We start from the raw sequence: 12,492 nt of genomic DNA, 5'->3' as shown, positions 1-12,492 counted from the left end.
ATGAAGGCCGGATACAGAGCGATTTTCGGCACCGGCGCCAGTACCCGCACCAGCGCGAGCAGCAGCGCGCCGATCAGCGGGCTTCCGACCGCCGCAATACCGAGGCTCACGCCCACGACCACTGCTAGCCCGAAGCCCCAGAACAGCCGGTAAAGCGTCGTTCCGGCATGACCCAGAAATACCGGATCGACGAGCAATTGCGCAAAGCGGCCGAAGACCGCGCCCGGCGGCGGCAACAGCGTCGCAGGAGCGATCTTGGTGACGGTGAGGTATTGCCAGAGCGCGAGCAGCAGCAGAATCGGGATCATCCCGATCACAAGCTCCGAGAGGCGCGCGCGGGCGGTCATGCCGAGCCCACCGCGATCTGGTGCACCGGATCGGCCCAGCCGACCACGACGTTGCGGAACCGCTCGAAGATCAAGTCGAGCACGAAGCCGAGCACGCCGACGATCACGATCGTGGCGTAGACTGTGTGGTATTGCGCGAGATCGAGCGAGTTGAACAGAAGATTGCCGATTCCGGCCTGCCGCACGATCATCTCGCTGGTCACCATGGTGATCAGCGCCAGTACGAGTCCGGTGCGGCAGCCGACCATGATTTCGGGCAGGGCCGCGGGCAGCACGATGCGCAGCAGGCGCTCGCGCGCATTCATCCCCATCGCCGCGCCGGACCAGAGCAGCTTCTCGCCGACCGCCTTCGCGCCCTGATAGGTGTGGTAGATCAGCGGCAGCGTCACGCCGAGAAAGATCACCAGGGTCTTCGATGCTTCGCCGATGCCGAGCCAGAGCATGATGATCGGCATCAGCGCCGCCTTCGGCACCGGATAGATCACCATGAACAGCGGATTGAAGAAGGCCGCGACCTTCTTACTGCGGCCCATCATCAGCCCGACCGGCACCGCGAACAGGAAGGCCAGCACGAAGCCGATGACCATGCGGCGGATCGAGGAGAGAATATCGTTGAGCGAACGCGGGTCGGTCAGGATCGCGGGAAGATCGCGCAGGGTCTCGATCGCGGTCGGCAGCGAATCGAGCGCCATGATCCGCCCGCCGATCTCCCACGCAACCAGCAGCGCAAAACACGCGATCAGCGGCGGCACGCCCGGTATCGCGGTGAGATTCTTCATGCGCAAAGACTCACGCTCATGCCGCCTCGTCCTCCTGGTGGTCCATCATCTTCTCGATATCGACCACGTAGTCCTGATACTTGCGGTTGACCAGCAGTTCGGCGCGGTGGCGCGGCCGCGGCAGATCGATCGGGACAATCTCCTTGATGCGGCCGGGCGAGCGCGTCATCACCATCACCCGGTCGGAGAGAAACACGGCCTCCTCCACGCTATGGGTGACGAAAAGCACGGTCTTGCGGTCACGCTCCCAGATATCGAGCAATTCGTTCTGCAGCTTCACGCGGGTATGGGCGTCGAGCGCGCCGAACGGCTCGTCCATCAGGAGGATTTTCGGCCGGTAAGCGAGCGTGCGGCAGATGGCGACGCGCTGCTTCATGCCGCCCGACAATTCCTTCGGGTAGAAATCGGCGTAGCGGGTCAGATTGACCATCGCGAGCAATTCGCGCGCCCGCGCCTCGGCGGCCTTGCGGTTCTCGCCTTGCTCGAGCAGTCCGTACATGACGTTGCCGAGCACCGTTTTCCAGGGAAACAGCGCGAATTCCTGAAACACGGGGCCGCGGTCCGGGCCCGGCCCCTCGACCGGCTTGTTGTCAACCAGCACGGCACCGGTCGATGGCGGCACGAAGCCGCCGACGATATAGAGCAGCGTGGACTTGCCGCAGCCGGACGGGCCCAGGATCGACACGAACTCCCCGTCGCCTACCTTCAGGTCGATGTCGGAAATCGCGAGATGTGGCCGGTTGCGCTGGGTGTCGAAGGTTTTGGAAAGGCCTTCAATTGAGATCATTGTGCAGCCGCAATCCGGTCATCGGTATCCCGTATCCAGTTTTCCGGGCGACGATAGCGGGCGCTCCGGAAGCCGGCAAGCGCGGCTTGGATGCAGCGATTGCAAGCGTTATGGGCAGCGCGATCCTTGGACATGTGCTGCGATCCGGCAGCGCTGGCAGCGGAGCTGCAACCCCTCGGTGTAGATCGGGCCGGCCCCTGGGCCTGCCAAGATCGCGGTTGACCCGGAAATTCCGATGTTTCATGCCTAGAACCCGTTCGACGCCCGTTCACCGGATCGCCGCCGCAACCGCCATGCATGAAGACTTCTCCCGCGAAGAGGTCATCGAGGGCTCTTCGGAGCGCGCCTTCGGCATCGTCATGGCGGTTTTTTTCGCCATTGTCGGGCTGTGGCCGCTGGTCGTCGGGGCCGCGCCGGGCCCACGCTGGTGGGCGTTGGCGGTGGCCGCCATCTTCGGCGCGCTGGCCCTGATCCGGCCGGCAGCGCTCGCACCGCTGAACCGGCTGTGGTTGCGCTTCGGCCTGCTGCTCGCAAAAATCGTGAGCCCGGTCGTGCTCGGGCTCCTGTTCTATGCGACGGTCGCACCCATCGGCCTCGTGATGCGCGCCTTCGGCAAGGATCCGTTGCGGCTGCGGCGCGATCCGGCGGCCAAGAGCTATTGGATTCCGCGCGAGCCGCCCGGCCCCACCCCCGACACCATGAAAAACCAGTTCTGAGGCCCGGATGCTGTCGTTTCTGCGCGAATTCTGGGTGTTCCTGCGCGCCCGCAAAAAATTCTGGCTGCTCCCCATCTTCATCATGATGGCGGTGTTCGGCGCGCTGATCGTGCTCACCAAGGGCTCGGCGGTTGCGCCCTTCATCTACACGATCTTTTAGAGCGACGTTGCCGGATGCGCATCGTCGGCCTTTCCGCCTTCTACCACGACAGCGCCGCAGCGCTGGTCGTCGATGGCAAGATCGTTGCGGCCGCGCAGGAGGAGCGTTTCACCCGCAAGAAGCATGACGCATCGTTCCCGCATCATGCGCTGTCCTATTGCCTCGATGAAGCGCGCACCAAGCTCGACGGCATCGATTACGTGGTGTTCTACGACAAGCCGTTCCTGAAATTCGAGCGGCTCCTTGAAACCTATCTCGCCTTCGCGCCGAAGGGATTTCGCTCCTTCCGCATGGCCATCCCGCTCTGGCTGCGCGAGAAGCTGTTCCAGAAGCAGCTGTTACGCGACGAACTGAAACGCTATGCGGCAGATTTCGATCTCGAGAGCAAGCTCCTTTTCACCGAGCATCACCAGAGCCACGCGGCATCGGCCTTCTTCCCCTCCCCGTTCGAGGAAGCCGCGGTCCTGACCATGGACGGCGTCGGCGAATGGGCCACAACATCAACCGGCCTAGGCCGCGGCAACGACCTGAAAATCCTCAAAGAGCTGCATTTCCCGCATTCACTCGGCCTGCTCTATTCGGCCTTCACCTATTACACCGGCTTCAAGGTCAATTCCGGCGAATACAAGGTGATGGGGCTTGCCCCCTATGGCGAACCGAAATTCGCACAGACCATCCTCGACAACCTGATCGATGTTAAGCCCGACGGCTCGTTCCGGCTTGACCAATCCTATTTCGATTATTGCACCGGGCTTCGCATGACGAACGAGAAGTTCGACCGGCTGTTCGGTGCGCCCCCGCGCAATCCCGAAACGCTGCTAACCCAGCGCGAGATGGACCTTGCCGCTTCGGTTCAGGCGGTGACAGAGGAAATTGTGCTGCGGCTGACCCGTTCGCTCGCGGCCGAGACCGGGTTGCCCAATCTCTGTCTCGCCGGCGGCGTGGCGCTGAACTGCGTCGCCAACGGCAAGGTGCTGCGCGACGGCGCTTTCAAAAGTATCTGGATTCAACCGGCGGCAGGGGACGCGGGCGGCGCGGTGGGCGCGGCGCTTGCCGCCTATCATCTCTACAAGAAAGGACCGCGCAACACCTCCGGCGCGATCGACGGTATGCGCGGCTCTTATCTCGGTCCCGCTTTCGACGACGACGATGCTGCACAGCGCCTGACTGCGGCCGGCGCGCGCTTCGTGCGGCTCGATGATGACGCGCTGGTCGCGCGCGCCGCCGGTGACCTGCAGGCTGGCAAGGCGCTCGGCTGGTTTCAGGGCGCGATGGAATTCGGGCCGCGCGCGCTCGGCAACCGTTCGATCATCGCCGATGCGCGCTCGCCCGCCATGCAATCGGCACTCAATCTCAAGGTCAAGTACCGGGAATCGTTCCGCCCCTTTGCGCCGGCGGTGTTGCGCAGCGACGTATCCGACTGGTTCGATCTCGATTGCGACAGCCCATATATGCTCTTGGTCGCGGACGTGGCACGACAGCGCCAGCGCGCCATGACGGCTGAGGAACACGCGCTGTTTGGCATCGAGAAGGTCAACGTGCCCCGCTCCGAGATTCCGGCGGTAACACATGTGGATTATTCGGCCCGCGTGCAGACTGTGCACGAGGACACCAATCCGCGCTTCCATGCGTTGCTGACGGCATTCAAGGCGCGCACCGGCTGCCCGGTGCTGGTCAATACCAGCTTCAATGTGCGCGGCGAGCCGATCGTCGGTACCCCGGAAGACGCCTTCCGCTGCTTCATGGGCACCGAGCTCGACGCGCTTGCAGTGGGCAACCTCTATCTGGTGAAAGACGAGCAGGATGCCGCGCTCAAGCGCGATTACAAAGGCGCCTTTGCGCTGGACTGAGCCTGCCGCACGAAGTCCCGGCACAGCCAGTCCGCGATCTCTTTCCCCGCGACCCTGCTGCCGGTTTCGTTCAGGTGGCCGTTGCCGAGCTTCGGCGGAAAGCCATAGAGAAACACCTGCTCGCGATCGCCATAGGCTCGCAAGGGTGCGAGCAGATCGAGATTCTTGATGTTGTTCTGCGTGGCGAAATCCGCGATGCGCCGGACCGGATAGTCAATGTCCTCGGCCTTGATCCGGCGTGCCAGCGCATCGCGCCAGGCCTCGCCCGGCACTGCCTGAACCGGATCGGGAACGATCGCCACGCCAAAGTCGATTCGTTGCTGCGTGGTGCGGTCGCGCATGCGCAACAACAATTTCTCCGTCACCGCCCAGGCGGACTGCCAGGCCTCGCCGGAGGGCGGCGAAAACAGCGCCTCGTTCTCTGCGCCGAACAGGGTCTGCGGTTTGTCCGCAGAGCTGTTGTCATAAACCAGCGGTTCCGGAATGACCGGGCGGCCCCGCGCCACCTGTTTGAGAGCCTGCAGCAGATAGGATGCGTTCACGAGTCGCCGCTGCCAGTCCGATTGCAGCGCCTTGCGAAACGTGTTGCTGTCGCGAAAGCTCATGTCGAGTTGCAGCTCGCCGGAAGGCGCCATCGTGAAATAGGGCTTGGTCTTCTGTCCGTCGGGGCTGAGGGAACGGCTGTTGTTGGCAACATCGTTGCCGGCATAGAAGGCAAGCACCGCGACAGCGGGCCGGAATTCGGCCACCCGCTGCTCCAGCAGCAGATATTGCTGCGCGGTGCCGTAACCCGACACGCCGAAATTCAGCACCTCGGCCTTGCGGGGCGCCAGCGCCGGACATGAGGTGTTAAGGGCGCTTTCGACAACGCGAGCGAGATCGTGCTCGTCGGCAAGGTTCGACGAATCGAGGAACGAGTCGCCCAGCATGGCGATGCGCAGCGTCCCCTCGCCCGGCTCGCGCGTCCAGTCGGCGCCGCGAAAGCCGAACCGGTTCATCCGCAGGAACGCGGTGTTCTCGTGGCTCGACCAGCCGCTCACTCCGGGACGGAACGACCAACCGAGATCGCGATCCGGCTGCGCAAACAGGGGATGCGACCAGCCAAACAGCCGCAGCATCGCTTCGATCAGAAGCAATCCAAACAAAAAGCTCGCGGCAAGGAGCGCGCCCTGTTTCAGCCAGTTTGACAATCGCGGCGACATGGCGCGCCTTATAGCGGCTCGGACCAGCGCACGGAATAGCAGGTGCCACGTCTGTTGCCTAATACGAGCGCGGCATGCCCAGCACGTTCTGGCCGATATAGGCGAGGATCAGATTGGTCGAGATCGGCGCGATCAGCGAGATGCGGGCGTCGCGCCACTTGCGCTCGACGTCGAATTCGCGCGCGGCGGCAAAGCCGCCATGGGTCTGCATGCAGGCTTCCGCCGCGTGCCAGGCTGCCTCGCTGGCCAGCAGCTTCGCCATATTCGCTTCCTCGCCGCAGGGCTGGCCGGCCTCGAACAAGGCGCAGCCGGCGCGGATCATCAGGTCGGCCGCCTTCCACTCGGCGTAGCAACGCGCCAGCGGAAACTGGATGCCCTGGTTCTGGCCAATCGGGCGGCCGAACACCTCGCGTTCCTTGGAATAGGCCACCGCCTTGTTGATGAAGAAGCGGCAATCGCCAGACGATTGCGCGGCAGCGACCAGCCGCTCCGAATTCATGCCGGTGAGAATGTAGCGGAAGCCCTGCCCTTCCTCGCCGATCAGGTTCTCCGCCGGCACTTCGAGATTGTCGAAGAACAGCGCATTGGTCTGGTGATTGATCATGGTGTCGATGCGCTGCATCGACAGCCCCTTGCCGAGCGCGTCTTTCACGTCGACCAGCAGCACTGACAATCCCTCTGTGCGCTTCTTCACCCGATCGGCGGGCGTGGTGCGCACCAGAAGCGTCATCAGATCGGACTTGTGCGCCCGCGAGGTCCAGATCTTCTGGCCGTTGACGATATAGCGGTCGCCCTTCTTCTCGGCGCGGGTCTTCAGTTTCAGCGTATCGGACCCGGTGGTCGGTTCGGTGACGCCAAAGGCCTGAAAGCGGATCTTGCCCGCGGCGATACCCGGAAGGTACTTGTTCTTCTGCTCCTCATTGCCGTGCCGCAGCAGCATACCCATCATGTACATCTGGGCATGGCCGGCATTGGCCTGGCAGCCATTGGCGTTAATCTCCTCGAGGATTGCGCAGCCTGCGCGCAGCGGAAGCCCGGAGCCGCCATATTCCTCAGGAATCTGAGCAGCGAGATAACCCGCGTCGGTCAGTTCCTGGATGAATTCTTCCGCATAATCGTCATTGTCTTCGAGCTTGCGCCAATATTCCCCCGGATATTTCTTGCAGATCGCGCGCACGCCCTCGCGGATCTCGGGATAGTCCTCGCCGAGCGGGACCGAAACGTTGAGAGCATCCGCGTTGATGGCGTCCATGATCTTATCCTTTTTGTCGCGCCGCTTATGCAGTGGTGCGGCTTGCTGTGCTTCCGGGCAGAAGCAGGTCGTTGTCCTCCGCGAGTGCGGGAGGATTCTTCCGGAAGGCCGGCCGCTTGCCGTCGAATTGCAGCGGAAGCCCCATCAGCTGGAACTTGCCGTCGGCACTTTGCTGCAGCATTTCCACCGCCTTGGTTTGCGGATGATTCAGCACTTCGTCCAGCGATTGCAGCGGCGCGCAGGGAACGGACGCCGCCGCGAGCGCATCGATCCAGTATTGTCGTGGCCTCGTCCTGATCACGTCGGCGACCAGCGCATTGACCTTTACGCGGTTGCGCACCCGGTTCGAATTCGAACTCATATCCGGGTCGTCCGCCCATTCCGGATGGCCGACCGCCTGCGCGAATCGCCGGAACAGGTTGTCGTTCGCCGCCGCGATCACCACCCACCCGTCGGTCGCCTCGTAGGCCTTGTAGGGCGCCATGCCGCCATTTTCGGACCCGGCGCGCTTGGGCACATTGCCCGATGCGAGATACATCGCGGTTGCCATGCACATCCAGGATAGCGCGGTCTCGAACAGTGAGGTGCTGACCTCGCAGCCCTCGCCGGTCTGGTTGCGGCGGATGAGCGCCGAAAGAACGCCGATCGTGGCCCACATGCCGGCACCCTGATCGATGATCGACGGCCCGGTGCGCACCGGCTCCGCACCTTCATGTCCGGTGACGCTCATCAATCCGCCGAACGCCTGCAGCAGCGGATCGTAGCCCGGCGTATCCTTCAACGGGCCGGCAGCGCCGAATGCGCTGAGATTGCAATAGATCAACTGCGGCTTGTCCTTGCGCAAGGTCGCCGCCTCGAGGCCATAGCGCTCGACCAGACCAGGGCGCATGTTCTGCACCACGACGTCCGCCTTCTCGACGATGAAGCGGCGGAGTGCCTCGCGCTGCTCGCCGTCCTTCAGGTCGAGCGCGACCGAATACTTGTTGCGGTTGATGGCCTGAAACATGCCGGCCGCGCCATGCAGAAAGGGCGGGCCCCAGTTACGCGCATCGTCGCCGCCGTGCGGATTTTCCACCTTGATCACGGTGGCGCCGAGCTCGGCCAGCGCCAGTCCCGCAATCGGCGCTGCGACGCTGTGGCCGAGTTCGACGACGGTGATGTTTTCCAGCGGCAAAGCCATGCGCGTTTTGGTCCTTCCTCTGCGGCGAGGTAGAGGGGCGTAAGTTGCTATGTCAACGAGGCGTTTGACATATCAAATTTTGCTCGGAGCGTTCGTGCATGTGCAAGACGCCGACGGGCGGCGAAAAAAGTTAAGCCGCAAACCTTTCCCGCTCGTCCCCGCGAAAGCGGAGACCCAGAGCCAAGCTATGGGTTCCCGCCTTCGCGGGAATGAGCGGAGTATGGCGCACGGTCACGACGCGATCACTTCGTCCCGTACATGCGGTCGCCCACGTCGCCCACGCCCGGCACAATATATCCCGACGCATCCAGCTCCTCATCGATCGCTGCGGTCCAGATATGCACGTCGGGATGATGCGCCTGCACCTTGTCGACGCCTTGTGGCGTTGCCAGCAAGCAGACGATCCGAATTGACTTTGCGCCTGCTTCCTTGAGCCGGTCGACTGCGGCGACCGCGGAATTGCCGGTCGCGAGCATCGGATGCAGCACCAGCACGAGCCGCTCGGCGATGTCGTCGGGCGCCTTGAAGAAATATTCTACCGCCACCAGCGTGCGCGGATCGCGATACAATCCGATATGGGCGACGCGCGCAGCGGGCACGAGTTCGAGCATGCCCTCGAGGAAGCCCATGCCGGCGCGCACGATCGGCGCCAGGACCAGCTTCTTGCCGGACAGGATCGGCGACCTCATCGTTGCGAACGGCGTTTCGATCTCGATCATCTCGAGCGGCAGGTCGCGCGTCACCTCGTAGCAGAGCAGATTGCCGATCTCGCGAAACAGCTCGCGAAACGCTTTCGTCGATCGTTGCTTGTCGCGCAGCAAGGTAAGCTTGTGCTGTACCAGTGGATGATCGACAACAGTCACGCCGCGCATCATGGACTCCAAAGAACCGGCGGTCCTCGAAATGGCTAGAATACCGTCCCGTCGCTGATAACATGAATCGGCGGCGACCCGCCTGGCCGCTTCTGGTTGGCGAGCCGGCGGCCCGCGGCCCAAGTACCGCCTTCCAGCACGGCGCCGAGCGGGAAATCCGCCGCGTCGAGCTGGAGTTCATGCCGCACCAGCGGCGCGATCCGATCGAGCAGCGCCACCGTCAGCGCACGCCATTCCACCACGAGCTCAGACCATACCTCGTGCCCTTGCCCAGCTGCCGCCGGATCGCGCAATGCGATCACGCCGGCATCGAGGAACAGGCCGCCATTGCGGTATTCAGCAAGCCCGGTGAGCCCGTCGAGATCGGCGACCGTCACGCCCCCCTCCTGCAACGGCTCGATCAGCGAATAGGTCAACCATTGCGACAGCTTATGGAACGGGATCAGACCATTGGTCTCGTCGCTGCGGACGATGGCGGAATGCCGCCAGGTGTCGCCGAGCGAGACGCCATCGAGCGCAATGCGGCCGGGCCAGATCGGCCCCATGTGAAGCAGCACAGCACGCAAAATCTCCGGTGCGGGCAGCGGCTCGCCGCCCGCAATCGACGCGAGATGATCGAACAGGCCGCCCGGCCGCGCATCGTCCTGCGTCGCGAACACCGCCGGATGGCCGAGCACCGCCTTGCCGAGCCTTGCGATCAGCGCCGCGCGGCCTTCGAGCCCGGTCAGCGGATTGTGGTCGCTGACCTGGAAGCCACGTGCGAGATCGTCCGCCGTGAACGCCGCCAGTTCGCGCGCGTCGGCCCGCAGCGGATCGGCTGGATCGGCCGAAAAGTAACCGGCCTCGAACATGCGCAGGCTTGCAATCGCAAGCCCTTCCGATCGCGAGACCTGCATGCCGGTCACGCCGTCGCGATAACGCCAGTCCGGCCCCGCACCCGCATCGAGCAGCACCGAGACGATGGCAAGATCGAAAGCCGCACGGGCTTGCGCTGCCGGATCGGTCCATCGCCGCGCAGCGACAATCTGCGGCCAGAGACCGATGCCGCCGAGCCGGAAATGCCGCCAGCGCGCATGCAGAGGCACCTGTAGCACGGGATAATTCTCGCGGATCACCTGCGCAACGAATGTCGCCGTGGCGGGAAGTTTTTTGAGATCGAGCGTGAAGTTTGCAAGCTCGCCGCGTTCCGCCGCCGTGAGCATTTCATGCGCGCGTTCGCGAACAGCTTTAGCAGACAGGAGCGAGTCGACGGCCGCAGTGAGCATCAGCACACGCTCCGCTCGTCCCCGCGAAGGCGGGGACCCAGAACCACACGCGTCGCGCTATACAAGGGGACTGGATTCCCGCTTTCGCGGGGATGAGCGGGGATGGAGCCGTGCATGGCGCGAACTAAAAGTCCCGCAGGTTGCGGCCGACCACTGACTTCAGCTCCTCCTCGGTCGGCGCGCCTTCCGGCGTGAAATAACCGGCGGCCTTCTTGGCTTCCATCTCCACCTTGGCGTCGTCCGGGATCATGTCGTCGGGGATCGGCACGCGCTCGACGATGTCGATACCCGAACCGGTGATCGCGTCGTATTTCATATTCGACATCGACACAAAGCGGTCGATCTTGGTGATGCCGAGCCATTGCAGTACGTCCGGCATTAGCTGCTGGAAACGCGCATCCTGCACGCCCGCAACACATTCGGTGCGCTCGAAATAGGTCGCAGCCTGATCGCCGCCAGGCTGGCGCTTGCGCGCATTGTAGACGAGAAACTTCGTCACTTCGCCGAGCGCGCGGCCTTCCTTGCGATTATAGACGATGAGTCCGACGCCGCCGTTCTGCGCCTCCCGGATGCATTCAGCGATGCCGTGGATGAGATAAGGCCGGCAGGTGCAGATGTCGGAGCCGAACACGTCGGAGCCGTTGCATTCGTCATGCACCCGGCAGGCAAGCTTCTTCTTCGGATCGGCTAACGCCGGCGGATCGCCGAAAATGTACAGCGTGATGCCGCCGATCGGCGGCAGGAACACCGACAGGTCCGGCCGCGTCACCAGCTCCGGATACATGCCGCCGGTCTGCTCGAACAAGGTCCGGCGAAGCTTGTCTTCGGTGGTGCCGAAGCGTTCGGCGATGCCGGGCAGGTACCAGACCGGATCGACTGCAGCCTTGGTGACGGCGACGTCGCGCGCATTGTGCACTATTTCACCGTCGACCTTGATGAAGCCGTTATCGAAGAAATGGTCGAGCTCGGGGAGCGTCAGCCGCGCCTTGGTGACGGCAATGGTCGGACGGATGTCGACGCCTTCGGCAATCTCGGTGCGGAAATCCTCCGCGACCCGGTGGCCCCAAGGGTCGAGCGAGACGATCCGCTCGGCGCCGCTCCATTGCGGAAACGGTCCGATGTCGGCAACCGGCGTTGTGTCGGTCAGATCGGGCCGCGCAATCGGATTGAGTGCGCCCGAGGAGACCGCCAGCGCGCGGTAGAGGGCATAGGAGCCGCCATGGGCGCCGATCGCATTGCGGTCAGGTCCGGCATTGACGGTGCCGATGACCGGCCCGCGCTCCCTCGCCGTGGGGGCACCCCAGCGGATCGGGAAACGCCCCGGCGTCCTGTGGCCGGGATGCGAAGTGAGACGGATATGGCCGTCCCGGTTCGTGGACATTCGCTTGCTCCACAAAAGCAAAAAGCCCTCGACCGGCTGCGCCGGAAGGAGTGGCTTCAAAAAGGAAAGATAACGACGGCTTTTGCCTTGGGCAAGGGGGAATCGCCGTCATTCCGGGGCGCGGCAAAGTCGCGAGCCCGGAATCCATACGCTCAATCGCGCTTATGGATTCCGGGTTCGGCCGCCTTCGGCGACCGCCCTGGAATGACGAGAAGACCTGATCAAATCCGCCGCGCGTTCCGCGATCATGATGACCGCGGCGTTAATGTTGGCCCCGATGATGTCCGGGAAGACCGAGGCATCGATGACGCGCAGCCCCTCGACGCCCCGCACCTTCAGCTCGTGATCGACCACCGTCATCGCATCGCCGGCCGAGCCCATCTTGCAGGTGCCGCACGGGTGATGCGTTGTGACGACCGTATTGCGGATGAAGGTCTCGAATTCAGCGTCGGTCTTGATGTTGGCACCCGGAGCGATCTGACGCGCAATGAAGGGCTTCAGCGCCTTCTGGTTGGCCACCTCGCCGAACATCGCAACTGCCGCCTTCAGCGTCTGCCAGTCGCTGTCGGTGGCGAGCAGGTTCTGCCGGATCTGCGGATGCGCGGACGGATCGGCGGATGCGAGTGAAATGGTGCCGCGGCTCTCCGGGCGCAGCACCACGATGCGGCAGGCAAAGGTATCCTCGAAGGCCGGCTTGAACG

General features: G+C 63.6%; 13 protein-coding genes. 3 read left to right on the top strand and 10 right to left on the bottom strand.

Annotated features, from left to right (window positions below; translation table 11 throughout):
• The 3 genes from ACK41X_RS19870 to ACK41X_RS19860 form a co-directional block, all read right to left on the bottom strand.
• Nucleotides 1-347: ABC transporter permease (locus ACK41X_RS19870; RefSeq protein WP_409726842.1), on the bottom strand; the 347-nt coding region annotated here is incomplete at its 3' end.
• Nucleotides 344-1,126 (bottom strand): ABC transporter permease, encoded by a 783-nt coding sequence (locus tag ACK41X_RS19865; RefSeq protein ID WP_409726840.1) that lies wholly within the window; start codon nt 1,124-1,126, stop codon nt 344-346. The genes ACK41X_RS19870 and ACK41X_RS19865, both read right to left, overlap by 4 nt.
• A gap of 16 nt (nt 1,127-1,142) precedes the next feature.
• Nucleotides 1,143-1,913: an ABC transporter ATP-binding protein gene (locus ACK41X_RS19860; RefSeq protein ID WP_409726838.1), complete on the bottom strand. Its 771-nt coding sequence runs from the start codon at nt 1,911-1,913 to the stop codon at nt 1,143-1,145.
• Nucleotides 1,914-2,155: 242 nt separating this feature from the next.
• Between ACK41X_RS19860 and ACK41X_RS19855 the strand changes: the two genes are divergently transcribed.
• Genes ACK41X_RS19855 through ACK41X_RS19845 form a run of 3 tightly spaced genes read left to right on the top strand, consistent with a single transcriptional unit; the run spans nt 2,156 to nt 4,639 of the window.
• Complete coding sequence (locus ACK41X_RS19855; protein WP_409726836.1) at nt 2,156-2,629, top strand: SxtJ family membrane protein; 474 nt, start codon at nt 2,156-2,158, stop codon at nt 2,627-2,629.
• Between the two features lie 7 nt (nt 2,630-2,636).
• On the top strand, nt 2,637-2,789 hold the full coding sequence (locus tag ACK41X_RS19850) for a DUF5989 family protein (protein ID WP_409726834.1): 153 nt from the start codon (nt 2,637-2,639) through the stop codon (nt 2,787-2,789).
• 14 nt (nt 2,790-2,803) lie between these two features.
• Nucleotides 2,804-4,639, top strand: a complete 1,836-nt coding sequence (locus ACK41X_RS19845; protein WP_409726832.1) for a carbamoyltransferase — start codon at nt 2,804-2,806, stop codon at nt 4,637-4,639.
• Here the strand turns inward: ACK41X_RS19845 and ACK41X_RS19840 are convergent.
• The 7 genes from ACK41X_RS19840 to ACK41X_RS19810 form a co-directional block, all read right to left on the bottom strand.
• Nucleotides 4,612-5,841 (bottom strand): hypothetical protein, encoded by a 1,230-nt coding sequence (locus tag ACK41X_RS19840; RefSeq protein ID WP_409726830.1) that lies wholly within the window; start codon nt 5,839-5,841, stop codon nt 4,612-4,614. The genes ACK41X_RS19845 and ACK41X_RS19840 overlap by 28 nt on opposite strands.
• Before the next feature lie 58 nt (nt 5,842-5,899).
• Entirely contained in the window at nt 5,900-7,093 is a 1,194-nt protein-coding gene (locus tag ACK41X_RS19835) for an acyl-CoA dehydrogenase family protein (protein ID WP_409726828.1), read from the bottom strand.
• Between the two features lie 25 nt (nt 7,094-7,118).
• Complete coding sequence (locus ACK41X_RS19830; RefSeq protein WP_409726826.1) at nt 7,119-8,273, bottom strand: CaiB/BaiF CoA transferase family protein; 1,155 nt, start codon at nt 8,271-8,273, stop codon at nt 7,119-7,121.
• Between the two features lie 242 nt (nt 8,274-8,515).
• Entirely contained in the window at nt 8,516-9,145 is a 630-nt protein-coding gene (gene upp / locus ACK41X_RS19825) for a uracil phosphoribosyltransferase (RefSeq protein WP_409726824.1), read from the bottom strand.
• A gap of 35 nt (nt 9,146-9,180) precedes the next feature.
• Entirely contained in the window at nt 9,181-10,410 is a 1,230-nt protein-coding gene (locus ACK41X_RS19820) for a URC4/urg3 family protein (protein ID WP_409726821.1), read from the bottom strand.
• Between the two features lie 124 nt (nt 10,411-10,534).
• On the bottom strand, nt 10,535-11,791 hold the full coding sequence (locus ACK41X_RS19815) for a GTP cyclohydrolase II (protein ID WP_409726819.1): 1,257 nt from the start codon (nt 11,789-11,791) through the stop codon (nt 10,535-10,537).
• Nucleotides 11,792-11,953: 162 nt separating this feature from the next.
• A partial coding sequence (locus ACK41X_RS19810) for a GMC oxidoreductase (RefSeq protein WP_409726817.1) occupies nt 11,954-12,492 on the bottom strand: 539 nt, incomplete at its 5' end.

Origin of the sequence: Pseudorhodoplanes sp. (assembly GCF_046289595.1) — a bacterium.
Classification (GTDB): Bacteria; Pseudomonadota; Alphaproteobacteria; order Rhizobiales; family Xanthobacteraceae; genus Pseudorhodoplanes.
This window is presented reverse-complemented; position numbering and strand designations above follow the sequence as displayed.